The 25,366-nt window shown below is 73.0% G+C and carries 23 protein-coding genes; 16 read left to right on the top strand and 7 right to left on the bottom strand.

Going from position 1 to position 25,366, the window contains the following annotated elements; translation table 11 throughout:
- Positions 1 to 61 precede the first annotated feature (61 nt).
- The 8 genes from ACFW6B_RS06280 to ACFW6B_RS06245 all read left to right on the top strand — a co-directional run bounded on the left by ACFW6B_RS06280 (position 62) and on the right by ACFW6B_RS06245 (position 9,142).
- Entirely contained in the window at positions 62 to 1,015 is a 954-nt protein-coding gene (locus ACFW6B_RS06280) for an alpha/beta hydrolase (RefSeq protein ID WP_386592557.1), read from the top strand.
- 183 nt (positions 1,016 to 1,198) lie between these two features.
- On the top strand, positions 1,199 to 2,242 hold the full coding sequence (locus ACFW6B_RS06275; RefSeq protein WP_386592554.1) for an alpha/beta hydrolase: 1,044 nt from the start codon (positions 1,199 to 1,201) through the stop codon (positions 2,240 to 2,242).
- Positions 2,235 to 3,467 carry an acyltransferase gene (locus ACFW6B_RS06270; protein WP_386592551.1) on the top strand — a complete coding sequence of 411 codons (1,233 nt, stop codon included), beginning with the start codon at positions 2,235 to 2,237 and terminating at the stop codon, positions 3,465 to 3,467. The genes ACFW6B_RS06275 and ACFW6B_RS06270 overlap by 8 nt, the downstream gene beginning before the upstream one ends.
- A 208-nt stretch (positions 3,468 to 3,675) precedes the next feature.
- A complete protein-coding gene (locus ACFW6B_RS06265) occupies positions 3,676 to 5,010 on the top strand; it encodes a sensor histidine kinase (RefSeq protein WP_386592723.1) in 1,335 nt (444 codons plus the stop codon).
- A complete protein-coding gene (locus tag ACFW6B_RS06260; protein ID WP_386592549.1) occupies positions 5,007 to 5,687 on the top strand; it encodes a response regulator in 681 nt (226 codons plus the stop codon). Before ACFW6B_RS06265 ends, ACFW6B_RS06260 begins: the two co-directional genes overlap by 4 nt.
- A gap of 124 nt (positions 5,688 to 5,811) precedes the next feature.
- A complete protein-coding gene (locus ACFW6B_RS06255) occupies positions 5,812 to 7,173 on the top strand; it encodes a sensor histidine kinase (RefSeq protein WP_386592546.1) in 1,362 nt (453 codons plus the stop codon).
- Positions 7,170 to 7,853, top strand: coding sequence for a response regulator (locus ACFW6B_RS06250; protein ID WP_386592544.1), 684 nt, complete (start codon positions 7,170 to 7,172; stop codon positions 7,851 to 7,853). The genes ACFW6B_RS06255 and ACFW6B_RS06250 overlap by 4 nt, the downstream gene beginning before the upstream one ends.
- 68 nt (positions 7,854 to 7,921) lie before the next feature.
- Positions 7,922 to 9,142 (top strand): cytochrome P450, encoded by a 1,221-nt coding sequence (locus ACFW6B_RS06245; RefSeq protein ID WP_386592542.1) that lies wholly within the window; start codon positions 7,922 to 7,924, stop codon positions 9,140 to 9,142.
- A 97-nt stretch (positions 9,143 to 9,239) separates the two neighbouring features.
- On the opposite strand, the gene ACFW6B_RS06240 is transcribed toward ACFW6B_RS06245, so the two are convergent.
- A complete protein-coding gene (locus tag ACFW6B_RS06240) occupies positions 9,240 to 10,862 on the bottom strand; it encodes an ABC transporter permease (RefSeq protein ID WP_386592540.1) in 1,623 nt (540 codons plus the stop codon).
- Complete coding sequence (locus ACFW6B_RS06235; protein ID WP_386592537.1) at positions 10,859 to 11,911, bottom strand: ATP-binding cassette domain-containing protein; 1,053 nt, start codon at positions 11,909 to 11,911, stop codon at positions 10,859 to 10,861. The genes ACFW6B_RS06240 and ACFW6B_RS06235 overlap by 4 nt, the downstream gene beginning before the upstream one ends.
- Positions 11,912 to 12,013: 102 nt before the next feature.
- Here ACFW6B_RS06235 and ACFW6B_RS06230 point away from each other — a divergent pair, with 102 nt between their 5' ends.
- Positions 12,014 to 12,514: a GbsR/MarR family transcriptional regulator gene (locus ACFW6B_RS06230; RefSeq protein ID WP_386592535.1), complete on the top strand. Its 501-nt coding sequence runs from the start codon at positions 12,014 to 12,016 to the stop codon at positions 12,512 to 12,514.
- A 293-nt stretch (positions 12,515 to 12,807) separates the two neighbouring features.
- Here ACFW6B_RS06230 and ACFW6B_RS06225 read toward each other — a convergent pair whose 3' ends face one another.
- Positions 12,808 to 13,665, bottom strand: a complete 858-nt coding sequence (locus ACFW6B_RS06225; protein ID WP_386592533.1) for a diacylglycerol kinase family protein — start codon at positions 13,663 to 13,665, stop codon at positions 12,808 to 12,810.
- 196 nt (positions 13,666 to 13,861) lie between these two features.
- Here ACFW6B_RS06225 and ACFW6B_RS06220 point away from each other — a divergent pair, with 196 nt between their 5' ends.
- Both ACFW6B_RS06220 and ACFW6B_RS06215 read left to right on the top strand, forming a co-directional pair.
- The gene (locus ACFW6B_RS06220) at positions 13,862 to 15,145 is read left to right on the top strand and encodes an adenylosuccinate synthase (RefSeq protein WP_386592531.1); all 1,284 of its coding nucleotides are present in this window, start codon (positions 13,862 to 13,864) and stop codon (positions 15,143 to 15,145) included.
- A gap of 253 nt (positions 15,146 to 15,398) precedes the next feature.
- Positions 15,399 to 15,689 carry a hypothetical protein gene (locus ACFW6B_RS06215; protein ID WP_386592720.1) on the top strand — a complete coding sequence of 97 codons (291 nt, stop codon included), beginning with the start codon at positions 15,399 to 15,401 and terminating at the stop codon, positions 15,687 to 15,689.
- An 88-nt stretch (positions 15,690 to 15,777) separates the two neighbouring features.
- Here the strand turns inward: ACFW6B_RS06215 and ACFW6B_RS06210 are convergent, their stop codons facing one another.
- From ACFW6B_RS06210 to ACFW6B_RS06200, 3 genes are all read right to left on the bottom strand, one after another.
- Positions 15,778 to 16,428, bottom strand: a complete 651-nt coding sequence (locus ACFW6B_RS06210; protein ID WP_386592529.1) for a hypothetical protein — start codon at positions 16,426 to 16,428, stop codon at positions 15,778 to 15,780.
- 198 nt (positions 16,429 to 16,626) lie between these two features.
- Positions 16,627 to 17,322: a GntR family transcriptional regulator gene (locus ACFW6B_RS06205; protein WP_386592527.1), complete on the bottom strand. Its 696-nt coding sequence runs from the start codon at positions 17,320 to 17,322 to the stop codon at positions 16,627 to 16,629.
- Between the two features lie 167 nt (positions 17,323 to 17,489).
- Entirely contained in the window at positions 17,490 to 18,845 is a 1,356-nt protein-coding gene (locus tag ACFW6B_RS06200) for an aspartate aminotransferase family protein (RefSeq protein ID WP_386592524.1), read from the bottom strand.
- A 309-nt stretch (positions 18,846 to 19,154) separates the two neighbouring features.
- Between ACFW6B_RS06200 and ACFW6B_RS06195 the strand changes: the two genes are divergently transcribed.
- Positions 19,155 to 21,251, top strand: a complete 2,097-nt coding sequence (locus ACFW6B_RS06195) for a protein kinase (protein WP_386592522.1) — start codon at positions 19,155 to 19,157, stop codon at positions 21,249 to 21,251.
- 41 nt (positions 21,252 to 21,292) lie between these two features.
- Positions 21,293 to 22,528 (top strand): substrate-binding domain-containing protein, encoded by a 1,236-nt coding sequence (locus ACFW6B_RS06190; protein ID WP_386592520.1) that lies wholly within the window; start codon positions 21,293 to 21,295, stop codon positions 22,526 to 22,528.
- A gap of 28 nt (positions 22,529 to 22,556) precedes the next feature.
- On the opposite strand, the gene ACFW6B_RS06185 is transcribed toward ACFW6B_RS06190, so the two are convergent.
- Positions 22,557 to 23,300, bottom strand: a complete 744-nt coding sequence (locus tag ACFW6B_RS06185; RefSeq protein ID WP_386592518.1) for an SLATT domain-containing protein — start codon at positions 23,298 to 23,300, stop codon at positions 22,557 to 22,559.
- 325 nt (positions 23,301 to 23,625) lie between these two features.
- On the opposite strand from ACFW6B_RS06185, the gene ACFW6B_RS06180 reads away from it, so the two are divergent.
- The 3 genes from ACFW6B_RS06180 (at position 23,626) to ACFW6B_RS06170 (ending at position 25,307) form a co-directional block, all read left to right on the top strand.
- On the top strand, positions 23,626 to 23,970 hold the full coding sequence (locus ACFW6B_RS06180; RefSeq protein ID WP_386592515.1) for a YbaB/EbfC family nucleoid-associated protein: 345 nt from the start codon (positions 23,626 to 23,628) through the stop codon (positions 23,968 to 23,970).
- 85 nt (positions 23,971 to 24,055) lie between these two features.
- On the top strand, positions 24,056 to 24,655 hold the full coding sequence (gene recR, locus ACFW6B_RS06175; RefSeq protein ID WP_103554796.1) for a recombination mediator RecR: 600 nt from the start codon (positions 24,056 to 24,058) through the stop codon (positions 24,653 to 24,655).
- Positions 24,648 to 25,307, top strand: coding sequence for a DUF5063 domain-containing protein (locus tag ACFW6B_RS06170; protein WP_386592512.1), 660 nt, complete (start codon positions 24,648 to 24,650; stop codon positions 25,305 to 25,307). The genes recR and ACFW6B_RS06170 overlap by 8 nt, the downstream gene beginning before the upstream one ends.
- The last annotated feature ends 59 nt before the right edge of the window (positions 25,308 to 25,366 follow it).

The following is a 25,366-nucleotide window of genomic DNA, read 5'->3' as shown; positions in this document are numbered from 1 at the left end:
CGCAAACGGCCGAATCGTTCCCCCACCCGCCAAATCCGTTTCACCGCTGAGAGGTTGGAGCATGCAGGACGCCGCCGCACCCCGGGACGGCGACGCCGCCGCCGCACGCGACGCCGCCGAAGAGGCGTCAGCCTTCTCGCACCCGCCCGTGGCCCCGGACGTCACCACGGCGTACGGCGGCCACCCCGACCAGGTGATCGACTTCTACGCCCCGCGCGACCCCGACCCGGAGGTCCCGACCCCGCTCGTGGTCGTGCTGCACGGCGGCGCCTGGCGCGCCCCGTACGACCGCCGTCACATCACCCCGTTCGCCGGCCTCCTGGCCCGCCGCGGATTCGCCGTGGCGAACGTCGAGTACCGCCGCGGAGGGGACGGGGGCCGGGGCGGCATCGAGGCCGACGGAACCGGGGCCGACGGAACCGGGGCCGGCGACACCGCCGCCGGGGCTCCGGTCGCCGGCCGCTGGCCCGACACCTTCGACGACGTGGCGGCCGCGCTCGACGCGCTGCCCGCCCTCGTGCGCCGGGCGCTCCCGGGGGCCGACCCCGGACGCGTGGTGATCACCGGCCACTCGGCGGGCGGACACCTGGCGCTGTGGGCCGCGGCCCGTCACCTCCTGCCCGCCGACGCGCCCTGGCGCACCGACGGCCCCGCACCCCTGCGCGGTGTCGTCGCCCTCGCCCCGATCGCCGACTTCGAGGTCGCGGAGGAACTCGGCGTGTGCGGCGGCGCCTCCCGCCAACTCCTGGGCGGCGAGGCCACGTTCGTGGAACGTCTGCCCTGCGCCGACCCGGTGCGACTGCTCCCCACCGGCATCGCCACCACGCTCGTCCAGGGCCGTACCGACGTCGTCGTCCCGCAGGCGGTCGCCGAGTCGTACGCGGACGCGGCGGCCAAGGCCGGTGAGGTGGTGGGGCTGACGCTGCTGGAGGGCGTCGGCCACTTCCCCCTGATCGACCCGTCCGCCGACGCCTGTGCCGTGGTGGTGGAGGAGATCGCGCAACTGGCCTGGTAGGTACTTCAAGTGCCTTGGTTTAAAAGGGAGTTGACTCGCCCTCTCGTGCCCCGGTCATACCCGTAGTACCTGAGAGCTACCTGTCGAATGAGGCCCGCAGCGGGACGCGGACGACAGGTGATGATCCGTAATTTCCCTTCCAGTGACGCCCGATGACCGGGCGGACGGGGAGGGACGGACACCATGGACCACCGGACGAAGCCGGCTGCCGAGGGGAGAGCGGACACCCCCGCGGCCCCGCGCCCCCGGGCCGGAGACCGGACCGCCCGTCGGCCGCGTCGGACGGGACTCGTCCGTCGGCTGCGCCGGACGCTGCTCGCCGCGGCGGTCGCGGCCGCGGTCGTCGTCCCCGTGTCCGCCGCCGCGCGCCCCGAGATCCCCGCACCCGCACCCGCGGTCCTCCCACCGCTGACGGCGTCGAACCTGGAGCGGACGTACGAGGCGAACCGCGCGGACGCCGCGAAGGCGGCCCGGATGGCCGCGGACCACGGTGACCGCACCCGGGCCGCCGCCGACCGCGCCATGGCCGCGCCCTCCCGCCGCCTCCTCCTCTTCGACGGCCGGGGCACCGGCCGGGCCGTCGAGGTCTTCGGCGATCTCGCCCACGCCGACCGCGTGACCGTCCTGGTCCCGGGTTCGGACACCACGCTGGAGACGTACGGCCGCTTCCGCGCCGGCGCCCTCGCCCTGAGCGACCGGCTCGGCCCGCGCGGTGCCGTCGTCGCCTGGCTCGGGTTCGAGACGCCGGGCACCGTGAGCACCACGGTCCTGACGCCGGACCGCGCCGAGGAAGCGGCTCCCCGGCTGAGGGAGTTCCTCGGCCGGCTGCGCGGCGTCGTCGGCCGGTCGGCGCACCTCTCCCTGCTCTGCCACTCGTACGGCACGGTGGTCTGCGGCCGTGCCGCCCCGGGACTGGACGTGAGCGACATCGTCGTCCTCGGCAGTCCGGGCACCGGAGCGTCCTCGGCCGCCGCGCTGGGCACCTCCGCCCGCGTCTGGGCCGCCCGGGGCTCCGCCGACTGGGTCGCGCACGTCCCGCACGCGAGCGTCGGCCTCTTCGGCACGACCGTCGGCTTCGGCACCGACCCGGTGTCCCCGTCCTTCGGCGCCCGGGTCTTCACGGCGGGCTCCGCCGGCCACAGCGACTACTTCGCGCCGGGCTCCGTGTCCCTGGCCAACCTCACCCGCATCGTCCTCGGCGACACCTCGGAGGTGACCCGTGCCTGACCCGACCGGCACGACAGCCCTGACCGGCACGCCCGTCCCGACCGGTTTACGGTCCGCGATCCACCGCGTCGACCGGTCCACCCCCGCGGGGCGGGACCGTGCCGTGGACGCCCTGCGCGCCCTCGCGATCCTGGGCGTGGTGCTGGGCCACTGGCTGGTGACGGCGCTCGTCGCGGACGGCGGCGTGCTGCGCACGGCGAGCCCGCTGCGGTACATGCCCTGGCTGACCCCGGTCTCCTGGGTCTTCCAGACGCTCGCCGTCTTCTTCCTGGTGGGCGGGCACGTGGCGACGAAGGGCTACGCGTCGGCGCGGGCGCGCGGCACGACGTACGGGCAGTGGCTGCGCACCCGCATGGGACGCCTTCTGAGGCCGGTGGCGGCGGTGCTGACGCTCTGGGCGGTGGCGACCGTCTGCCTGCTCGTGTCCGGCGCGGACTTCCGCACGGTGCACACCCTGGTGAAACTGGCCCTGTCCCCGCTCTGGTTCCTGGTGGTCTTCGCCGGACTGACCGCGGCGACACCGCTGTTGACCCGACTGAACCCGCTGTGGCCGCTGGCCGTCGTTCTCCATGTGGACGTCATCCGTTTCGGACTCGGGGGCCCGGCGTGGCTCGGCTGGGTGAACCTCGCGGCCGGCTGGCTGGTGCCGTACGCCCTGGGCGCGGCCTGGACGCGCGGTGAACTGGAGCGGCCGCGCGCGGGCCGGCTGCTGCTGGGCGGCGGCGCGGCGGCGACGGCCGCCCTGGTGATGTGGGCCGGCTATCCGGCGTCCATGGTCGGAGTACCGGGGGCCGCGGTCTCCAATCTGGACCCGCCGACGCTGGCCGCGGTCACCTTCGGCCTGGCCCAGTGCGGACTCGCCCTGCTGCTGCGTGAGCCGCTGCGCCGGGGGATGCGGCGCCCGGTGGTCTGGGCCGGCACCGCCTTCGCCAACCTCTCCGCGATGACGATATTCCTCTGGCACCAGACGTCCCTGATGGCGGTGACCGCCCTCGGTCTGTTCGCGGGCAGGCTTCCCGGCCTGCACACCACCCCCGACTCCCTGGTCTGGGTGGCCGCGAGAACCGCCTGGCTGCCCGTCTTCGGCTGTGCCCTCGCCCTGTGCTGGTTCGCTTTCGGCGTCCATGAGCGGGGACCCCGCCGCCTCGCCGGCCGTCCGTCCCGGGTCGTGCGCGTCCACCGGGGCCCCGGTGGAGCGGCACCCGGGGAGGCGCCTCGTGCCTAGGGTTGGCGGCGTGACCAGCGAGGAGCACGGGCCCCCGACCGGCGAGTCGGCAAAGGGGCCTGGCGCACCGTCACGCGGAACCGGGTCCCCCGCTCCGGTCGCCGTGCCCGGCGATGACGGCCGCCGTGGAGGTGGGCGCGTACGGTCACTCGTCCGGGTCCCTTTCCGGCTCCTCTCGTTCCTGCGCGGGATCCTGGCCGAGCTCGCGGTGCCGGCGGCGGCGCCGCTGCCGCCGCTGTCCCGGCCCCGTCGGCTGAACCGGCTGCCGCACGTCCTGGTGTGCCTGATCGCTCTCGGGCTCGGTCTGGCGGCCATGGACGAGCTGAGCGGCGAACTGGGTTTCCCGCTGGGCACGCTCAGCGGCTTCGCGGTGGGCGTGGCCGTCGCGTTCGCGCTGTGGCGTCCCGTACCGGCCTGGTGGCTGTCGCTGGGTGCCACCGTGGTCGCGGGCATCCCCGGCCCGGCACTGGGAGCGGACTGGCCGTGGAGCTCGTCCACGATGACGGCACAGGCCGTCGTGCTCTTCCTGCTCGCCCTGCGGTCGCCCACGCGCGTCGCCGTCGGCGCGCTGTCGCTGACCGCCCTGGCCACCTACGTCCTGCAGGATCTGGCCGTCAGACCCGCGCCCTCCCCGACAGCGCCGTCCTTCGGACCGCCCGTCGGACCGTTCGGCGGACCGGCCTACCACCCGACGGGAGCGCTGGCGCTGGTCGTCTTCGCCGTCGTCGTCCTCCTCGGCACGGCGCTGCGCGGCCGCCGTGAGGCCCGTACCCAACTGGTCGAGCAGGCCTCGCTGACCGAGGAGGAGCGCGCCCGCCGCACGGTCCTGGAGGAGCGCAGCCGTATCGCGCGCGAGCTCCATGACGTGGTCGCCCACCACATGTCGGTGATCTCCATTCAGGCGCAGGTCGCCCCGCACCTCGTCGAGAACCCGACCGAGGAACTGAAGGAGAACCTGGAAGGCATCCGGCAGAACGCCCTGGAGGCGCTCACCGAACTGCGCCGGGTGCTCGGGGTGCTGCGTTCGGAGAATCCGGAGAACCCCTACGGCCTCGGTGCCGGGGCGGGCGTGGCTCCGGACTCCCCGCAGCCGACCCTGAGCCGTCTCGACGCCCTGGTCGAGAACACCCGCGCCGCGGGACTGGACGTGACCACGGAGATCAAGGGGGAGCGGCTTCCCCTGGCTCCGGGCGTGGAGCTGTCGGCGTACCGGATCATCCAGGAGGCGCTGAGCAACGCCCTTCGCCACGCGCCGGGTTCCGCGGTCGAGGTGGAGCTCTGGCACTTCCCCCGGGGCCTGCAGGTGAGGGTCGTCAACTCGCGGCCCGAGCGGCCCGCTCCGCCGTCCCCGGGCGCCGGACACGGCCTGCTCGGCATGCGGGAGCGCGTCGCGATGCTGGGTGGCACCCTCGTGACCTCGGAGACGTCGTGCGGAGGCTTCGCGGTGGCGGCCTTCCTCCCGGGCAACGGCACCCTCTCCACCGACGGCACCGCCCGGACCGACGACACCTTCACAGGCCCGCGAGGAGAAGAGACGCCATGACGACCGTGAGCGGCACCATCCGCGTACTGATCGCCGACGACCAGCAGATGGTCCGCCAGGGATTCACCGTGCTGCTCAACGCCCATCCGGGCATCGAGGTGGTCGGTCAGGCGGTCGACGGACTCGACGCGGTCCTCAAGGTCGCCGAACTCGCCCCGGACGTCGTCCTGATGGACATCCGCATGCCCGAACTCGGCGGCATCGAGGCGACCCGCCGCATCACCACGGACACCCCGCACATCAAGGTCCTGGTGCTGACCACCTTCGACCTCGACGAGTACGTCTACGAAGCCCTCCGCGCCGGGGCCTCCGGGTTCCTCCTCAAGGACGCCTCGGCCGATCAGCTCGCGGAGGCGGTCCGGGTGGTGGCGGCCGGCGACGCGCTCCTCGCCCCCGGCATCACCCGCCGCCTCATCGCCGAGTTCTCCCGCCTCCACTCCACCCCGCGCACCCCCCTCAAGCAGCGCGTCGGCGACCTCACCGAACGCGAGACCGAGGTCCTGGCCCACATCGCCCAGGGCCTGTCCAACGCCGAGATCGCCCAGCGCCTGGTGGTGGCGGAGCAGACCGTGAAGACCCACGTCGGCCGCATCCTCGTCAAACTGGGCCTGCGCGACCGCACCCAGGCGGCGGTCTTCGCCTACGAATCGGGTCTGGTCCGCCCGACGGGTTATTGACCCGCACCCCGCCGACCCCGCGGAGGGGCGACACGGGTCCTACCCGTAGTACCTGAGACGGATCCCCAAGGACCCTCCTCGCAGGTGACGCCCCCGCCCCCCGTCCGGCCCTACCGTTCTGAACGTGACCGAGACGACCCAGACGCAGATGACGTCCCCGCCCCCCGGCGGTGCCGGGGGCAGGCCCCGCAGCCCGGAGTACCGCCTCGCGGCGGACGCCGTGCGCGGCCTGCGGCAGGACATGTTCCACGACGCCTTCGCCTACCGCCCGCTGCGCCGCATGCGCACGGACGGCCCCGTGACCCGCCGTCTCCCCGGAGCCCTGCGCGGGTACGCCGCCTGGACCCCGCACGCGACGGTGGCCGCGGCCGGCCTGCTGGCGATGGCGGCCGGCTACAGCAGCGTCGGCGGCCCCGGCGAGAGCCCGGTCACACAGCTGCTGTGCGGGTTCCTCGCCCTGCTCCCGGTCCTCGCGACCCTCGTCCGCCCGGTCGGCGCCTTCTGGCTCTCGATCGCGGCGGCCCCGGTCGTCGCCGTGTTCAGCAACACCGAGGGCGAATGGCCGTGGGCGCCCGGCAGCTTCCTGGCGCACGTCACCGTGCTGACGGTCGTCGCCCTGCGGTCGCGCCCCCGCGTCGCGGCGTGGATGTGGCTGCTGACCGCCGCGTACAGCCTGCTGGCCGAGACGTTCTTCGGCGGGGGCTACTACGGCGCCAACACGTTCCCGCTCCTGTTCGTCTCCGCGCTCTCCCTCCTGGTCGTCACGGTCCTGAACATCCGCAGGGAGGCCGAGCAGGAGGTGACGGCCCACCAGTCGGAGACGGCGCACGAGCGCTCCCGGCGCACGCTGCTCGAAGAGCGCACGACGATCGCCCGCGAACTGCACGACGTGGTCGCGCACCACATGTCCGTGGTCGCCATCCAGGCGGAGGCGGCGCCCTACCGGGTGGAGAACCCGCCCCCGGAGCTGGAGCAGGCGTTCGTCACGATCCGGGAGAACGCGGTGGCGGCGCTGACCGAGCTGCGCCGTGTGCTGGGCGTGGTCAGGGCCGAGGACTACGAGGCGCCGGACGCGCCGCAGCCCACCCTCGCCGATCTGGACGGGCTCCTCGCCAATGTGCGGGACGCGGGCCTGACCGTGGAGAAGGCCGTCACCGGCGCGGTGCGCGAACTCCCGCAGGGCGTGGAGCTGTCGGCGTACCGGATCGTCCAGGAGGCGCTGAGCAACACCCTGCGGCACGCGCCGGGCGCCTCCGCCCGCGTCGAGATCGGCTACGTCCTCGGCGGGCTCGGCCTGCGCATAGTCAACGGCCCCGCGCCGGTGACGACCCTGGAGAAGTCCACGCACGGCGCGGGGCACGGCATCACGGGCATGCGCGAGCGGGTCACGATGCTGGACGGCGAGATGACGACGGGCGCCACGGACGACGGAGGGTACGAGGTGGCGGTGTTCCTGCCGGTGCCCTCGGGGGAGGAGACCGGATGACGGACGGTACGGGTCGCGCGATCCGCGTGCTGATCGCCGACGACCAGATGATGGTCCGCGAGGGCTTCTCCGTGCTGCTCGGCGCGATGCCGGACATCGAGGTGGTCGGCGAGGCGGTCAACGGCCGGGAGGCGGTCGAGCGGGTCCGTGAGCTGCGGCCGGACGTCGTGCTGATGGACATCCGCATGCCGGAGATGAACGGCATCGACGCGACCCGGGAGATCGTCGCCGCGGACGGTGCCGCGAAGGTGCTGGTGCTGACGACGTTCGACCTCGACGAGTACGTGTACCAGGCGCTGCGCGCGGGAGCGTCCGGCTTCCTGCTCAAGGACGCCTCGGCCCGCCAGCTCGCCGACGGGGTGAGGGTGGTGTCGGCCGGGGAGGCTCTGCTCGCCCCCTCGGTCACCAGACGGCTGATCACGGAGTTCTCCAAGCTCGCGGAGGAACCCCGGCTGCTGGCGACCGCGCACGGGGCGTACGGGGACCTGACCGACCGGGAGACGGAGGTCCTGGTGCTGATCGCGCAGGGGCTGTCCAACGCGGAGATCGCCGAGCGGCTCGTCGTCGCGGAGTCGACGATCAAGACCCATGTGAGCCGCGTCCTGGTGAAGCTGGGGCTGCGGGACCGGACACAGGCGGCGGTGTTCGCGTACGAGGCCCGGCTGGTCACCCCCAGATGACGGCGCCCGGCGCCCGCGGTTCGGGTCGGACCTGGTCAGCGGGGGGTGGGCCGGGCTAGCGTCCGTTCATGGCAGCTTTGGAGAGTTCGCGGGCCTTCGACCCCTGGGACCCGGCCTTCGTGGCGGACCCGTACCCGGCGTACGAGGAACTGCGCGCGCGGGGCCGGGTGCACTACTACGAGCCGACGAACCAGTGGCTGGTGCCGCACCACGCGGACGTGTCGGCACTGCTGCGCGACCGCCGGCTGGGCCGGACCTATCAGCACCGGTTCACGCACGAGGACTTCGGGCGGACCGCGCCGCCGCCGGAGCACGAGCCGTTCCACGTGCTCAACGACCACGGGATGCTCGACATGGAGCCCCCGGACCACACGCGGATCCGGCGGCTGGTGTCGAAGGCGTTCACGCCCCGCACGGTCGAGCGGCTGAAGCCGTACGTGGAGACGCTGGCGGGCGAGCTGGTCGGCCGGCTGGTGGAGGCCGGCGGCGGGGATCTGCTCGCCGACGTGGCGGAGCCGCTGCCGGTGTCGGTCATCGCGGAGATGCTGGGCGTCCCGGAGTCCGAGCGGGCGCCGCTGCGGCCCTGGTCGGCGGACATCTGCGGGATGTACGAGCTGAATCCGTCCGAGGACGCGGCGCGAAAGGCGGTACGGGCCTCGGTCGAGTTCACCGAGTACCTGCGGGGGCTGATCGAGGCCCGCCGCAAGGAGCCGGGGGACGATCTGATCTCGGGGCTCATCGCGGCGCACGACGAGGGCGACCGGCTCACCGAGCAGGAGATGATCTCCACGTGCGTGCTGCTGCTGAACGCGGGGCACGAGGCGACGGTCAACGCCACGGTGACCGGCTGGTGGACCCTGTTCCGGCATCCGGAGCAGCTCGCGAGGCTGCGGGCCGACCACGCGCTGATCCCCACGGCGGTGGAGGAGCTGATGCGCTACGACACCCCGCTCCAGCTCTTCGAGCGCTGGGTGCTGGACGACATCGAGATCGACGGTACGACGGTCCCGCGGGGTGCGGAGATCGCGATGCTCTTCGGCTCGGCGAACCGTGACGCCGCGGTGTTCGAGGACCCGGAGAGGCTGGACCTGTCCCGGGCGGAGAACCCGCACATCTCCTTCAGCGCGGGCATCCACTACTGCATCGGCGCCCCGCTGGCCCGGCTGGAACTGGCCTCGTCCATGAGCGCGCTCCTGACCAAGGCCCCCGGTCTCAGGCTGGTGGAGGAGCCGGTCCGCAAGCCGGGCTTCGTGATCCGGGGGCTGGAGGGCCTGTCGGTGGAGGTCTGACGGCCGCGGCCGCGGTCGCAATGGCAGCCGCAGCCGCAGCCGCAGCCCGTCCCGGCGGCGCGACCGCACGTCTCGGCAGGTCGCGCCGCCGGGCTCCTCACGTCGTCAGGTCGCGCCGGCGCAGGCACGCCAGGCCCGTCGCCGTCAGGGCCGCCGCGATCGCGGTGAGGACGAGGACCGGTGTCCAGGCCATGGTGCCGCCCGGCAGCTTCGGGAGGTGGCCGAAGGGGGAGAGGTCCATGACGGCCTGCGGGATCTTCAGCGCGGGGCCGATCCAGCCGAGGAGGAGGGCCAGGCCCGCCCCGGCCCAGGCGCCGGGGGCGACGCGGGGCGAGAGGCCGTACAGCAGGACGGTGAGGCCGCCCAGGGTCCAGATCGCCGGGACCTGGACCAGACAGGCGCCGAGGATGGCGCCGTACTCGGCGCCGTAGCCGAGGGCGAGGCCGAGTCCGCCGAGCAGCATGACGACGACCGTGCCGCCGAAGGCGATGACGAGGTGTCCGCCGGCCCAGCGCAGCCGGCCGACGGCGGCGGCGAGCAGGGGTTCGGCGCGCTGGGAGGTCTCCTCGCCGTGCAGTCGCAGCACGGAGGCCACGATGTAGAGGGCGGCGACCATGCCCAGCATGTTCACCATGGCGGCGAGGAACGCGTCGGTGATCCCGGCCTGTCCGCCCATCCGCTCGATGATCTCGCGGGTCTTGGCGTTTCCGCCGACCAGGTCCGCGGCCCCCTTGGTGATGCCGCCGAACGCGGCGCCCGCGGCGAGGAAGCCGAGGCTCCAGCCGAGGACCGCTCCGCGCTGCAGCCGCCAGGCCAGCGCCCCGGCCGTGCCGAGACGGCCGGTCGCGGGTCCCGGCCGGGTGGGCAGGAAACTCATGCCCACGTCGCGCCGCCCGGCGAGCGCGTAGGCGGCGGCGCCCTGGCCGGCGACGGCCGCGGCGAACAGGAGCAGGACCCACCAGCGCTCGTCCGCGAAGGCGCGGACGTTCTCCAGCCAGCCGAGCGGTGAGATCCAGGTCAGCACCGAGGAGCCGTCGTCGGTTGCGGAGTCGCCCGCCGCCCTGAGGACGAAGGCGGCGCCGATCAGCCCGCCCGTCAGCCCTTTGGCGAGCCGTCCGCTCTCCGTGAGCTGGGCGACGATCGCGGCCATGGTCGCGAAGACCATCCCGGTCGCGCCGATCGAGAGCCCCAGCGCCAGGGCCCCGGCACCGCCCTGTCCGGCGAGGCCGGCCGTGACGAGGAGGGCGAGGACGCCGTTGGCGACGAGCGCCGCGAGCAGGGCGGCGGTCAGCGGGGCCCGCCGCCCGGCCATCGCGGCGGAGACGAGTTCCTGGCGCCCGCTCTCCTCCTCGTCCCGGGTGTGCCGTACGACGACGATCAGGCTCATGACGGCGGCGAGGACTCCGGCGTAGACGCCGATGCGCCAGGCGGTGAGTCCGCCGAGCGAGTCGTCGAACACCGGCCCGTAGGTGGCGCGCAGGGAGTTGTTGGCGAGCATCTGCTGTGCCAGGGCGGCGCGTTCGGCCGGGGTGCTGTAGACGCTCTCCAGCGAGGCCGGCAGGGACAGCACCATCAGGGCCGTCACACCGATCCACAGCGGCATCGTCACGCGGTCGCGGCGCAGCGCGAAGCGCAGCAGGGTTCCGGTGCCGGCCAGGGGGCGGGAGCCGCCGACGCGTGCGGCGAAGGCGCCGGGGGCCGGGGTGGTCGTGGCGGTCACCGGGCCACCGTCTCTCCGGATCCGTCCGCCGGGACGTCCGCCGGGACATCTGCCGGGACGTCCGCCGGGGCATCCGCCTGGACGCCGCCCCGGGCGTCGTCCTGGTAATGCCGCAGGAACAGCTCCTCCAGGGTCGGCGGGGTCGAGGTCAGGGACCGTACGCCGGAGTCGGTCAGCGAGCGCAGGACGGCGTTCAGCTTGTCGGTGTCGGCCTGGAACCGGACCCGGCACCCGGTCCCGTCGTGCCGGACCCCGGTGTTCTGGACGTCGAGCTCGTGGACCCCGGGCAGCTCCGCCAGTCCGTCCGGCGGGCCGGTGAGTTCGGCGGTGACGCTGGTGCGGGTGAGGTGGCGCAGGTCGGCGAGGGTGCCGCTCTCGACGGTCCGGCCCTTGCGGATGATGCTGACGCGGTCGCAGAGTTCCTCGACCTCGCTCAGGATGTGCGAGGACAGCAGGATCGTGCGGCCCCGGTCGCGTTCCTCCCGTACGCACTTCTGGAAGACCTCTTCCATCAGCGGGTCGAGGCCCGACGTCGGCTCGTCCAGGATGAGCACGTCGACGTCCGAGGCGAACGCGGCGACGAGGGCGACCTTCTGGCGGTTGCCCTTCGAGTAGGTGCGCCCCTTCTTGGTGGGGTCGAGTTCGAAGCGTTCGATCAGTTCGGCGCGCCGCGCCGGGTCGAGGCCGCCGGTCCGTCCGCCGCCCCGTCCGCCGCGCCGGGCGCGGCCCCCGTCGTGCAGCCGTCCGTAGAGGTCGATGACCTCGCCGCCGGAGAGGTTGCGCCACAGGGTGACGTCGCCGGGGACGTAGGCGACCCTGCGGTGCAGTTCGACCGCGTCCGCCCAGGGGTCCATGTCCAGCATCCGGGCCGTGCCCGAGTCGGCGCGCAGCAGGCCCAGCAGGACCCGGATGGTGGTGGACTTCCCGGAGCCGTTGGGGCCGAGGAAGCCGTGCACCTCACCGGCCCCGACCTCCAGGTCCAGACCGTCCAGCGCGTGCGTCGTGCCGAACGACTTGTGCAGTCCGGCGACGCTGATTGCCTTCGTCATGGCCCGAACGTACGCTTCTTTCAGAAAATTGTGAAGTTAAGGAAACGTATAAACACTGGATACACTCGGCGGGGACGCGTGGGCAGGGGAGATGATCGGGAGATGGCGGAACCGAGTGCGGGGGAGCGGGACCCGGAGGCGGTCTCGCAGTTCGTGGAGGGCTTCGCGGCCCAGCTCGTCGAGGCCGGGATGCAGCGGATGCCCGCCCGCGTCTTCGCCGCCCTGCTGGCCTCCGACTCCGGCGCCATGACCTCCGCCGAGCTCGGTGAGCAGCTCCGGGTCAGCCCCGCCGCCGTCTCCGGCGCGGTGCGCTACCTCGCGCAGCAGCACATGGTCTCGCGCGAGCGCGAGCCCGGCTCGCGGCGCGAGCGCTACCGCGTGCACAGCAACCAGTGGTACGAGGCGCTGACCAACCGTGACGCGGTGCTCAAGCGCTGGGAGGCGTCCCTGCGCACCGGCGTCGACTCCCTCGGCTCCGCCACCCCCGCCGGGCGGCGGCTCTCCGAGACCCTCGCGTTCTTCGAGTTCATCGACGGAGAGGTCGCCGCGATGATGGAACGCTGGCGCGCACACCGGGAAAGGCTGTACGGCGACGCGGGGTGACGCCGGGGCGGCCCCTCGCCCCTGCCGCGTCCCGCCACCGGTCTCATCGCGTCCCGCCGCTAGGGCCACCGTGTCCCGCTGCCGGTCTCACCGCGTCCCGCCGCCGGGACCACCGGGTTCCGCCCCGCCGGGGCCCTTGCCGCGTCCTGTCATCGGGCCCACCGGTCCCGCTCCGCCGGGTTCCGCCGTCAGTCTCGCCTGCCGCCCCGCCGGGTCCACCGCCGCCCCGCCAGGGCCCTTGCCGCGTCCCGTCACCGAGGCCCCGGCCCCGCCCCGAGAAGCCCCGCCGCCCCTCAGGGTGTCGTCGGCAGTGTCAGCCCCCAGGCCGACTCGTGGACCGTCCAGGTGCGGGTCCGGACCGGGCCGCCCACCACGGAGTCCGCGCCGTAGCGGAAGTCGGCGCCGGAGACGGTGACCTTGTGGCCCAGCAGCCGCAGCGGCGAGGACCCGGCCCCCGCGGACACCGCGTGGACCTCGATCTCGGCGCCGGCTCCCGAGCCCGTCGGCGTCACGGACACGGCCTCCACGGGCTGGTCCAGGTCCACCACGCACACCCCGTCGACCTCGATCCGCAGCCGGGAGGGCCCCGCCACGGGCGCGGAGGCGAGCCGGGACGGCCGGGAGGCGAAGGTCCGTACGAGGGACTGGCAGGTCCGCAGCCACGGATGCCCGCCCGTTTCCTCCCCCGGCGCCCCCGCGGGCACCGGAGCGGCCGGCCGGGCGGGCGGCGAGGGGATGCGCAGCGCGCCGAGGACCACGCCGTCGCTGTCGTCCACGAGCAGGTCGAGCCGTCGTTCCGTCCCGTCGAGGACCGCCCTGGCCGCCGCGACCGTGCCCGTCGGCACCCCGAGCGAACGGGGCAGCGACAGCGCGCCGCCCACGGGCACGAAGGACAGCGCGCACGCGGCCAGCTCCCGCCGCCGGTGCAACAGGGACACCGCCCGCAGCAGGGCGCCGTCGTCGCCTATGACGACGGGGCGTCGCGCACCCCGGCGGATCAGCGCCCGGGCGAATTCCTCGGGTCCCTCGGGGAGGCACACCTTCGTCGCCGCACCCGCGCTGAGCACGTCTTTCGCGATCCGGACGGACTCGCCGTCCGTCCGTCGGGCGACCGGGTCGATGACCACCAGGAGCTGGTCGGAAGCCGCCACCTCGGTCCTGCCTCGCTTCCTCGGGTAGCATCTTTCTGCAAGAGCCCCTTGCGCCTTTGCGCCAGGGGCTTCGTCTATTCCGGGGCATCCGGTCCGACGGTCGCGGCCGATGGTGGTCGCCGGTGGACGCAGCCGTAACCACGGCAGCGTACGCCCCCGACCTTGGACATGCCCCGCCCGGAAGGGGTGTACGCCTGTGCCCGCACTTGTGCTGCTCGGTGCTCAGTGGGGTGACGAAGGCAAGGGAAAGGCCACCGATCTGCTCGGTGGGTCCGTGGATTATGTGGTGCGCTACCAGGGCGGCAACAACGCCGGCCACACGGTAGTCGTTGGCGACCAGAAATACGCCCTCCACCTCCTCCCTTCCGGAATCCTCACGCCGGAGTGCACTCCGGTGATCGGCAACGGAGTCGTCATCGACCCGTCCGTCCTGTTCTCCGAGCTGAACGGACTCAACGAGCGCGGCGTCGACACCTCCAAGCTGCTGATCAGCGGAAACGCTCACATCATCACGCCTTACAACGTCACTGTCGACAAGGTGACGGAACGCTTCCTCGGAAAGCGGAAGATCGGCACCACCGGGCGCGGGATCGGTCCGACATACGCGGACAAGATCAACCGCGTGGGCATCCGCATCCAGGACCTCTACGACGAGTCGATCCTCACCCAGAAGGTCGAGGCGGCCCTGGAGGTCAAGAACCAGCTGCTCACCAAGCTCTACAACCGCCGCGCCATCGAGGCGGGCCAGGTCGTCGAGGAGCTGCTGGGCTACGCGGACCGGCTCGAGCCGTACGTCGCGGACACCGTCCTGGTCCTCAACCAGGCGCTGGAGCAGGACAAGGTCGTGCTCTTCGAGGGCGGCCAGGGCACGCTGCTGGACATCGACCACGGCACGTATCCGTTCGTGACCTCGTCGAACCCGACCGCGGGCGGCGCCTGCACGGGCGCCGGCGTCGGCCCGACCAAGATCAGCCGGGTCATCGGCATCCTCAAGGCGTACACGACCCGTGTCGGCTCGGGTCCGTTCCCGACCGAGCTCTTCGACGCGGACGGCGAGGCGCTGCGGCGCATCGGCGGCGAGCGCGGTGTGACGACCGGCCGTGACCGGCGCTGCGGCTGGTTCGACGCGGTCATCGCCCGCTACGCGACCCGCGTGAACGGTCTGACCGACTTCTTCCTCACCAAGCTGGACGTCCTGACCGGCTGGGAGGAGATCCCGGTCTGCGTGGCGTACGAGATCGACGGCAAGCGCGTCGAGGAGCTCCCGTACTCCCAGACCGACTTCCACCACGCGAAGCCGGTCTACGAGAACCTCCCCGGCTGGTCGGAGGACATCACCAAGGCGAAGACCTTCGCGGACCTCCCGAAGAACGCGCAGGCCTACGTCAAGGCGCTGGAGGAGATGTCGGGCGCCCCGATCTCCGCGATCGGCGTCGGCCCGGGCCGTGACGAGACGATCGAGATCAACTCGTTCATCTAGTACGCGGCGGACCACCGGTGGTACGCGGCGGACCACCGCCGCGAAGCCGGAGCGGTTTCTTCCATGAGTGCGCCCCCTGGCCGACGGCCAGGGGGCGCACTCATGTCCGAAGGGCCCGTCCCGCCCCCCCCGTGCCCGGCGTCGCCCGCCCGCCCCGGACGCCGGAGTGGGCAGGCGAAGTGCGGGAGGAATAGCCTGAAAGCACACTCTTGGGGGCCTGTGTGTGCGCCGAGCGGCAGGAAGGGTGAGCGCGATGCGCGTGATGCTCAAGGCGACCCTGGACACGGAGAAGGCCAACGAGATGATCCGCAGCGGCAAGATGCCGGAGCTGCTGAAGGAGACTCTGGACCACATCAAGCCGGAGGCGGCGTACTTCGGCCCGGCGGGCGGGCGCCGTACCGTGTTCCTCGTGTTCGACATGCAGGACAGTTCGGACCTCCCGCCCATCGGTGAACCGTTCTTCACCCAGCTCAACGCGGAGGTCGAGGTCTTCCCGATCATGAACGGCGAGGATCTCCAAAAGGGCTTGTCCCAGCTGCGCTGACGACCGGGCGCGCACCCGCGTACCGGCGGTCCGGCGTCCGTCGGTGCGGGGGCCGCACTCGGCCGGGCCCCGCACCGGGACGGCCGGATCAGCTGAAGACGATCATGGAGCCCTGGGCGAGGCTCCGGGTCGCCGCGGCGTGCAGCCCCAGCCAGACGTGACGCTCGCGGGCGAAGGGGCTGGAGTCGTAGGGGGCCGGAGCGGCGGGCTCCTCCAGCTCCGTCGGGACGCTCGGCGGCTGCGGCGGCGCGGGCGGGTTCGCCGGGTCGATGCCGATCGCGGGCGCCACGAACTCGAGTTCGCGCAGGAGAACCTGCGACGAGCCGAGCGGACCGCCGCCCGCGAGGAGTTCGTCGTTGGCCAGCGGGTGCGGGAAGTCGACCGGAACGTAGGCGCCCGCGTGGTCGTAGTGCCAGACCAGATGGGACTGCTGGGCGTTCGCCTCGAACATCTCCAGCAACTGCTCGTAGTCGCCGCCGAGTTCGTCGACCGGCGCCACCGCGAGCCCGCACATCTGGAGGAGGTAGGCGCGGCGCAGGAAGTGCAGCGCGTCGTAGTCGAAGCCGGCGACCGGGGCCACGTCCCCCGACAGTCCCGGCATGTACGCGTACACCGGCACCGGAGGGAGACCGGCCTCGGCGAGCACCTTGTCGTAGAGCGCCAGTTCCTCGGCGAAGGGGTTGTCGGGGGTGTGGCACAGCACGTCGACGAGCGGGACCAACCACAGGTCACAGGCCAACAGACGGCTCCTCTTGCTCCTTGGGGTGCAGGGTGGTCAGGGCAGCGTAATGCGCGTGGCGGCCCTGTGAAGAGGCCGGTGCGCAAGTAGACCGCCCGGCGACCGGGGTTGTCCGTTTCCCGAGGGCGCGCCCGCATCCTCCCGGTCGCCCGGAGAGGGTGTGCCCGAACGCGGGAACGGGACGATCCGGACCGCCGCTCAGGGGGTGTCGAGGCGCTCGATGAGGGTGAGCGCGTGCTCGTTGTACGCCCTCACGATCGCCCGCGCCCCGTCGGCGTCGCGGCGCGCGAGGGCGTCCACCAGCTGGGTGTGGCCGGACCACAGATGGCCCTTGAGGTCGGAGACGTGGCGCAGGTGCTGGACCGTGCAGACCCATGACTGGACCCGCATCCGGTGCAGGAAGTCGGCGAGGTAGGTGTTGCCGAACAGGTTGCTGAGTTCGCGCCAGTAACGGAGGTCGTAACCGATGAGGATGTTCAGGTCGCCCGCGGCGGCCGCGCGCTGGGCCTCCTCGCCACGGCGCCGGACGGCGGCGAGGGCGGCGAGCGCGCGGGGGTCGTCGGCCTGCGGCATGCCGCTGGCCAGGAGGTTCTGGAACATGCCCTCCGTGATCAGGCTGCGCGCCTCGATCATGCCGCGGTAGTCGGCGCCGGAGTACTCGTGGACGCGGAAGCCGCGGTGCTGGTCCGCGTCCAGCAGGCCCTGGGCCGACAGGTCGACCAGGGCCTCGCGGACCGGGGTGGCGGACACGCCGTACTGTTCGGCGATCTCCTTCACCGTGAACTCCTGGCCCGGCCGGAGGCGGCCCCCGAGCACCTCGTCACGGAGCGCGTCCGCGATCTGCTGCCGCAGGGTGCTGCGTGTTACGGCGCCACTGCCGCCGGTGCCGGCCATGGTGGTGTTCTCACTCCCCGTCGCGTGGGTCGGTGCGCGCGTCTACTCGCGTATCTCTTCGAGCAGGACACCATACGCCGTGGGGGCCGGCGGTCCGACTCCCCGGCACCCCGAAGGGGAACGGAGAGGCGACCACCGGCCCCCACCGGGGCGGGACCCCCGCTACCTCACACCGTGTGCTCGTCCGCCACCGACAGCGCCTCGTCCAGGGCCGCGAGACCCTCCTTGGCCTCGGCCTCGGTGATGTTGCACGGCGGCACGACGTGGGTGCGGTTCATGTTGATGAAGGGCCACAGACCCCGCTTCTTGGCCGCGGCGCCGAACGCGGCCATCGGCGCGTTCGCCTCGCCGGACGCGTTGTAGGGGACCAGCGGCTCCCGGGTCTCCCGGTCCTTCACCAGTTCCAGTGCCCAGAAGACGCCCGTGCCGCGCACCTCGCCGACGCTCGGGTGCCGCTCGGCCAGCTCGCGCAGCCCCGGTCCGAGGACCCTCTCGCCGATGGCGGCGGCCTGGCCGACGATCCCCTCCTCCTCCATGACGTTGATCGTCGCGACGGCGGCGGCACAGGCCAGCGGGTGCCCGGAGTAGGTGAGCCCGCCCGGGTAGGGCCGCTTCGCGAAGGTCTCGGCGATGGCGGAGGAGATCGCCACGCCGCCCAGCGGCACGTAGCCGGAGTTGACGCCCTTGGCGAAGGTCATCAGGTCCGGCGTGACCTCGTAGTGGTCGGCCGCGAACCACTTGCCGGTCCGTCCGAACCCGGCCATGACCTCGTCCAGGACGAAGACGATCCCGTACCGGTCGCAGATCTCGCGCACCCCGGCGAGGTAGCCGGGCGGCGGCGTCATGATGCCGGCGGTGCCCGGGATCGTCTCCAGGATCACGGCCGCGATCGTCGCGGGCCCCTCGAAGGCGATCGTGTCCTCCAGGTGCTGGAGCGCGCGCTCGCACTCCTGCCCCTCGCTGTCGGAGTGGAAGGGGCTGCGGTAGAGGAACGGCGCCCAGAAGTGGACGACGCCGGCCGCGCCGATGTCGTTCGGCCAGCGCCGGGGGTCACCGGTGAGGTTGATCGCCGCGGAGGTGGCGCCGTGGTACGAGCGGTAGGCGGAGAGCACCTTCGGACGGCCGGTGTGCAGCCGGGCCATCCGTACGGCGTTCTCGACGGCCTCCGCGCCGCCGTTGGTGAAGAAGATCTTGTCCAGGTCGCCCGGGGTCCGCTCGGCGATCAGCCGGGCCGCCTCCGAGCGCGCCTCGACGGCGAAGGCGGGCGCGAACGTGGACAGGGTCGCGGCCTGTTCCTGGATCGCGGCGACGACCTTCGGGTGCTGGTAGCCGATGTTGGTGAAGACGAGCCCGCTGGTGAAGTCCAGGTACCGCTTGCCTTCGTAGTCCCAGAAGTAGGACCCCTCCGCGCCGGCGACGGCGAGCGGGTCGATGAGCTCCTGCGCGGACCAGGAGTGGAACACGTGCGCGCGGTCCGCGGCCTTCACGGCGGCGCCGGTCTGGGGGCTGGGCTGAGGGGTCATGCGGCGAAGAGTAGATGTCCGCCGACCGGGCGCGGTATCGGCGTCCTGTCTGCGGTCGGGGGCTTTCCGCGACAGTCTGTCGGGCTTGACCGGGGGCGGGCCGGGCCGCCGCGGACCCGGGCGCGGACGCCCCTCCCGGGCGGGTGCCCCGGGGTGCCCGCGGACGGGTGGATGTCAGGGGCATGCCGGGTCTTGTCGCCCGAACGGCACCAGTCGTGACGAAACCGTGGACATCGCCCGGCCCGGCCCTCGGTACGGGCGCACTATCCTCGGTCCGTTGCACGCAAATGGGGGAAGGTGGACGCTGCGATGGAGAAGCTGGGGGCGGGGGATCCGCAACTGATCGGGGCGTACCGGCTGCTGGCGCGGCTCGGCGCCGGAGGGATGGGCCACGTCTATCTCGCGCGGTCCGACCGGGGGCGTACCGTCGCCGTCAAGCTCGTCCGTCCGGAACTGGCCGAGCAGGAGGAGTTCCGGGCCCGCTTCCGCCAGGAGGTGCAGGCCGCCCGCCGGGTCGGCGGGCTGTGGACCGCGCCGGTCCTGGACGCGGACACCGAGGCCCCGATCCCGTGGGTGGCCACCGGCTACGTCGCGGGACCCTCGCTCCAGGCCGTCGTCGGACGCGACCACGGCGCGCTGCCGGAGCGTTCCGTGCGCATCCTCGCCGCGGGCCTCGCGCACGCGCTGAAGGACATCCACGCGGCGGGCCTCATCCACCGCGACCTCAAGCCCTCGAACGTCCTCGTCACCATCGACGGCCCCCGCGTCATCGACTTCGGCATCGCGCGCGCCCTGGAGACGGTGACCGACGGCGGCCTGACCCACACCGGGGCGCTCGTCGGCTCACCCGGGTTCATGGCCCCCGAGCAGGTGCGCGGCGACCGCGTCACCCCCGCGTGTGACATCTTCTGCCTCGGCTCGGTCCTGTCGTACGCGGCCACCGGCGTCCTTCCGTTCGGCGCGGCCAACAGCGGTGTGCACGCCATGATGTTCCGCATCGCGCAGGAGGACCCCGACCTGACGGGGGTGCCCGAGGGGATCGCCGATCTCGTGCGCGACTGTCTGCGCAAGGACCCCGGCGCCCGGCCCGGTCTCGACGAGATCCTGGAGCGTACGGGCGCGGAGGACACGCTCGCGGAAGGCCGCACCCTCGACCCCTGGCTGCCCGGTTCGCTGGTGGCCCAGCTCGGGCGCCACGCGGTGCGGCTGCTGGACACCGAGAACCCGGACGAGCCGTCGGGGCGGGCCGGCGCCCCGGCGCCCGGGGCCGCTCCCGCCCCGCCGCCCGCGCCCGTCGCCACCCCCGACTTCTCCAAGCCGCCCACCGGCTCGCCCGCCGCCCAGGCGCCCTCCCCCGAGCAGGCTTCGCCCGCCCCCGAGCCGTCCTCGGCCTCCTCCGCGTCGGCTTCCGCCGCCTCCTCGACGCCCTCGGCCTCCTCCTCGGCGCCCGCCGCGTCCGCCGAGGCGTCCCCGGAGCACGCGCCCGCGCCCGCCGAGGGAGGTGCCGTCCCGCCCGTTCCGGGGCAGCACGGGCCCGTGAACCATCTCCCGACCGTGACCGCGGGCCCGGGCGCGACGCCTCCCCCGGCCGGCCCGCACCCCGCCTACGGCCATCCGCAGCAGCACCCGGGGTCCCCCGGCCAGGGCCCGGCCCACCCCGCGTACGGCCATCCGCAGGCCGGCTGGGGCGCGGCCCCGCCGCCGTACGGTTCGACGCCTCCCTACGGTCCGGGCGCGGTCGCCCATCCGTACGGCCCCGGCGGCGCGACCCCGCCCCACGGCCCGGCCCCCTACGGCCCCGGCGTCACCGCCGCCGGCTCGCAGCCCCCGCCGAGGGGCGGCCGGTCCACGGCTCTCCTCGTGGCCGTGGCGCTGGTCGTCGCGCTCGGCGCGGGCGGCAGCGTGTACGCGCTGCTGAACGGGCGAGGGGGCGGGGGCGGCCAGGACGACCCCAAGGCGTCCGCCTCGTCCTCCGGGGCGACGACACCGCAGCAGAGCGCGTCGCAGGCTCCGGCCAGTGGCACCCCGGAGTCGCCCGGCGCGCCGACGAGCCAGGGCGACGGTACGGTCCCGGAGGCGTTCCTCGGCACCTGGGACGGCGTCATCGACAACGAGCAGGGCCACCACACGCGCCGGATGACGATCCGGCAGGGAGACGTCGGCGACACGGTGCTGACGATCGTCGCGGACGGCTCTGCGGGCTACCACTGTGTCTTCGAGGCCGACCTGACCGAGGCCCCCACCGCCGGCGGACCGCTGAGGATCGGCCCCTCCCGGGTCACCGTCGGCGAGCCGCCGTCCTGCGACCCGGGCGCCGCCACCGAGGTCACCCTGCTGACGGACGGCCGGCTGAACCGGGTGAACATCAGCACGAACGAGTCGCTGGCCTACACGAGGAGCGGCTGAGCCCCCTCGGGTACGAAGAGCGGCTGAGCGCGGAGAACGTCGTGGCCGTCGGGACCGCCGTCATCGGTGTCGTCTCCTCCGCCGTGATGGTCTGGTACGAGCGGAGGGTGCCGCGCCGCAAGACCGTCGGCTACCGCGTCCAGATGGACAGCCCCATCGGCGACGGCGTCCGCTCGGGGCGCGCGAACGTACGGCTCGGGCTGTTCGACGAGGCACCCGGCATGTCCGACGCCACCCTCGTGCTGCTGCGGATCGAGAACGACGGCTCGCGGAGCATCGTCGGGGAGGACTGCACCAGCCGCGAACGGCACGGCCTGACCGCGGTTTTCACCGACCGCACCATCCGCGGTGTGTCCGTGGCCCAGCCGCCCGGCACCGACCATCTGATGGACCACTTCACCCCGGCCGCCGGTATCGGCTACGACCGCGGCACGCTGCGCATCCCGCGGGTCCCGCTCAACCGGGGCGAGCACTTCAAGCTGCTGGTCCTGCTGTCGGGCGGCGACGTGGGCTGTCCGGTACGGATCGTCGGCGGCATCCGGGACGGCGAGGTCCGGCCCAACCGCAGTACGACACCGGACGACCAGCCGCCGCTGTTCAGCCGGGCCGCGCGGCTGATCACCGTGCTGCTGACGGTGTGCGTCGTCACGCTCGCCGTGATCGTCGTCCTGCGCGAGGAGACCCCGCCCCCGATCGGCTGCGAGCGCGGCACGCTCACCGTCACCGGCTCGACGGCCTTCGCACCGGTGGCGCGCGAACTGGCCGAGAAGTACGAGCACGACTGCGAGGGCTCCACGATCACGGTGGACGCCCACGGCAGCACGGCCGGTGTGCGCGAACTCGACGCGGCGGGACGGGCGTCGCGGAAGGGGTCCCCGGCCCTCGTCGCGCTCTCCGACGGTCCCAGGCCGGGCGACTTCCCGCGGCTGCGGGAGAACCGGATCGCGGTGTCGGTCTTCACCCTGGTCGTCAACGACGCCGTCCCGGTCAGGAACCTGTCGCTGGCCGACGTACGCCGGCTGTACCGCGGCCAGATCGGCAACTGGAAGCAGCTCGGCGGCCCCGACAGACCCGTCCTGCTGGTCAGCCGGGACGCCGACTCCGGCACCCGGCAGGTGTTCCAGCGCCGGGTGCTCGGGCGCGGCGAGATCGCCGACTCCCTCGCCTCCAGCTTCCTCTCCTACGTCGGCCGGGGCAGCGGCCAGGACGTCGTCCGCACCCACGGCCGTCTCCCCTGCGGGACGCCGGTCGGACTGAGGATCTGCGGAGCCGGGTGACACCGCGGCGCCCCGGGCCCGGACGGGGCTACCGGGGCTCGGGCGGGCGCTGGCGGGGCATGTTCGGGCGGGTCCCCGGCGGCAGCGGGGCGCGCCCGTTCAGCGGCGGCCCTTCGGGCCTGGGCGCTCCCGCCGACGACGACTGGATCCCCAGCGGCGCCGGTCCCGTACGGAACTCCACCATCCAGTCCGCCGTCTCGGTGCGCACCAGTTCCGTGATGTCCTCCGAGAACCTCCGCAGCACCCCGATGCACCGGTCGGCGGCCTCGCTGGCCGTTCCGTCGGCGGGCCCGAGGACCTCCCGGACGCTCTCGGACGCCCAGTCGAACTGCAGCGCCTGAAGCCGTCGCTGCACGGCCTGCGCGGTGGCCACGTCCCTTATCCATCCGGAGGTCACGCCGAAGAACCGGTCGACGGCGACGCAGGAGACCGCGAGCAGCAGTGCCAGATAGCCCCAGGGAGCCGCCCCCCGCACCGGTCCGGTGAGGTCGAGCAGGGGCAGCGCGGCGCCGGCGACGGCGCCCAGCGTGGCGCCGGTCCGCAGCACGCGCGCCGCCCGCCGCTTCCACACCCGGTCGGAGAGGTACCAGGCGGCCGTGTCGAGCGCCCCCTGCTCCACCCAGCGGTAGAGCTCGTGCAGCCGCTCGGCGGGCTCCCCCCAGTCGCCGAGCGGGAACGGCCGCCCGGTCAGGTCGCCCGGCCGCAGTCCCGCCGCGCCCTCGTTCCGCCCGTCCTGGAGCGGCCCCTCAGGCTGCATCTCCGGCTGGCTCACCCGGCACTCCCTAGCTGACGACGGTGATGACGGACGACGGCGACGACGATGGCATCGGTTACGTCGGTGACGACGGTGACGGCACCGACAGTGCGTGACGTCGTGTGACGCGTGGTGTGAATGCGCAGCCCCCTTCCTACCGCCCAATGGGTGGCGATGGACCGGCTTTACCGGCTTTTCCGCCCGGAAGAGGGCCTTGATCAGGTATAGGCGCCGCTGTGATGTCACTCGAAAGAGTGCTTGGGCGACGGGCCCTTGGACCACGTAGGCTCATGCTGACAGGAAGAAGCGCTCGGACAGCCGTACTCGAAACCAGGAGCTGATCGTGATTCCCGGTGGTGGCCAGCCCAACATGCAGCAGCTGCTGCAGCAGGCCCAGAAGATGCAGCAGGACCTCGCGAACGCGCAGGAGGAGCTGGCGCGGACGGAGGTCGAGGGCCAGGCGGGCGGCGGTCTGGTCAAGGCGACCGTGACGGGCTCCGGAGAGCTCCGCGCCCTGGTGATCGACCCGAAGGCGGTCGACCCCGAGGACACCGAGACGCTCGCCGATCTGATCGTCGCGGCCGTCCAGGCGGCGAACGAGAACGCGCAGGCGCTCCAGCAGCAAAAGCTCGGCCCGCTCACCCAGGGGCTCGGCGGCGGCAGCGGCATCCCCGGTCTGCCTTTCTAAGACCGGCGGCATCCAACTACCGTACGCACCAGGAAGAAACAGCAGGACGGGACCAGGCGGTACCGGAGCTCGGAAAGGCAGTCCGTTGTACGAAGGCGTTGTCCAGGACCTCATCGACGAACTGGGGCGACTCCCCGGCGTCGGTCCCAAGAGCGCGCAGCGGATCGCCTTCCACATCCTCCAGGCCGAGCCGACGGACGTCCGCCGGCTCGCCCAGGCCCTGATGGAGGTCAAGGCGAAGGTCCGCTTCTGCGCGACCTGCGGCAACGTGGCACAGGAGGAGCTGTGCAACATCTGCCGCGATCCGCGCCGGGACCTCTCGGTGATCTGCGTGGTGGAGGAGCCGAAGGACGTCGTCGCGATCGAGCGGACACGTGAGTTCCGGGGCAAGTACCACGTGCTCGGCGGCGCGATCAGCCCGATCGAGGGCGTCGGCCCGGACGACCTGCGGATAAGGGAGCTCCTGGCCCGCCTGGCGGACGGTGCGGTCACCGAGCTCATCCTGGCCACGGACCCGAACCTGGAGGGCGAGGCCACGGCCACGTATCTCGCCCGCATGATCAAGCCCATGGGCCTCAAGGTCACCCGCCTGGCCAGCGGCCTCCCGGTGGGTGGCGACCTGGAGTACGCGGACGAGGTCACGCTCGGCCGCGCCTTCGAGGGGAGACGACTTCTAGATGTCTGACGCCACGCTGCACGCGACCAGCCAGGACCCCGACGACTTCGTCGTCCAGATCGCGGACCAGGTGGAGAGCTTCCTGGTCGCCGTCACCGAGGTGGCCAAGGGCGACGAGCCGGCCTCGGCCGTGCCCTTCCTCCTGCTGGAGGTCTCCCAGCTCCTGCTGGCCGGCGGCCGTCTCGGGGCGCACGAGGACATCGTTCCCGAGGAGCGCTACGAGCCGGACCTCGGCCCGGAGGCCGACGTGGACGAACTCCGTGAGCGCCTCGCCGTGATGCTGGAGCCGGTCGACGTCTACTCCGAGGTCTTCGACCCGTACGAGCCCCGCAAGGCCCCGGTCCCGGCCCGTATCTCCGACGACCTCGCCGACGTCATCACCGACCTGCGCCACGGCATGGCCCACTACCGCGCGGGCCGCACCACGGAAGCCCTGTGGTGGTGGCAGTTCTCCTACTTCTCGAACTGGGGCTCCACCGCCTCCGCGACCCTGCGTGCCCTGCAGTCCATCGTGGCCCACGTGCGGCTGAACCAGCCCCTGGAGGAGCTGAACGGCCTCGACACCGACCAGGACCTCGGCGAGGAAGTGCTCGCCGAGGAGGCCGGCAGGGTGATGGCGGAGGAGATCGCGGGGCCGCTCGGCCTGCGCACGGTCAAGTGACCCGTCGCCCGCCGTCCGTGGTGTGAGCTGGGGCACGTTCCGAGTGGCGGGGCTCCGGC

Source organism: Streptomyces sp. NPDC058751, assembly GCF_042746485.1.
Classification (GTDB): Bacteria; Actinomycetota; Actinomycetes; order Streptomycetales; family Streptomycetaceae; genus Streptomyces.
The sequence above is the reverse complement of the archived record's forward strand: the minus strand, read 5'-3'. Positions and strand labels throughout refer to the sequence as shown.

What these genes read in the sequence shown, in the direction of transcription:
- ACFW6B_RS06200 (WP_386592524.1), bottom strand. Translation starts at nt 18,845, where the DNA reads ATGACCCCTCAGCCCAGCCCCCAGACCGGCGCCGCCGTGAAGGCCGCG.
- ACFW6B_RS06170 (WP_386592512.1), top strand. Translation starts at nt 24,648, where the DNA reads ATGTCTGACGCCACGCTGCACGCGACCAGCCAGGACCCCGACGACTTC.
- ACFW6B_RS06215 (WP_386592720.1), top strand. Translation starts at nt 15,399, where the DNA reads ATGCGCGTGATGCTCAAGGCGACCCTGGACACGGAGAAGGCCAACGAG.
- ACFW6B_RS06260 (WP_386592549.1), top strand. Translation starts at nt 5,007, where the DNA reads ATGACGACCGTGAGCGGCACCATCCGCGTACTGATCGCCGACGACCAG.
- ACFW6B_RS06205 (WP_386592527.1), bottom strand. Translation starts at nt 17,322, where the DNA reads ATGGCCGGCACCGGCGGCAGTGGCGCCGTAACACGCAGCACCCTGCGG.
- ACFW6B_RS06195 (WP_386592522.1), top strand. Translation starts at nt 19,155, where the DNA reads ATGGAGAAGCTGGGGGCGGGGGATCCGCAACTGATCGGGGCGTACCGG.
- ACFW6B_RS06245 (WP_386592542.1), top strand. Translation starts at nt 7,922, where the DNA reads ATGGCAGCTTTGGAGAGTTCGCGGGCCTTCGACCCCTGGGACCCGGCC.
- ACFW6B_RS06230 (WP_386592535.1), top strand. Translation starts at nt 12,014, where the DNA reads ATGGCGGAACCGAGTGCGGGGGAGCGGGACCCGGAGGCGGTCTCGCAG.
- ACFW6B_RS06275 (WP_386592554.1), top strand. Translation starts at nt 1,199, where the DNA reads ATGGACCACCGGACGAAGCCGGCTGCCGAGGGGAGAGCGGACACCCCC.
- ACFW6B_RS06250 (WP_386592544.1), top strand. Translation starts at nt 7,170, where the DNA reads ATGACGGACGGTACGGGTCGCGCGATCCGCGTGCTGATCGCCGACGAC.
- ACFW6B_RS06235 (WP_386592537.1), bottom strand. Translation starts at nt 11,911, where the DNA reads ATGACGAAGGCAATCAGCGTCGCCGGACTGCACAAGTCGTTCGGCACG.
- ACFW6B_RS06280 (WP_386592557.1), top strand. Translation starts at nt 62, where the DNA reads ATGCAGGACGCCGCCGCACCCCGGGACGGCGACGCCGCCGCCGCACGC.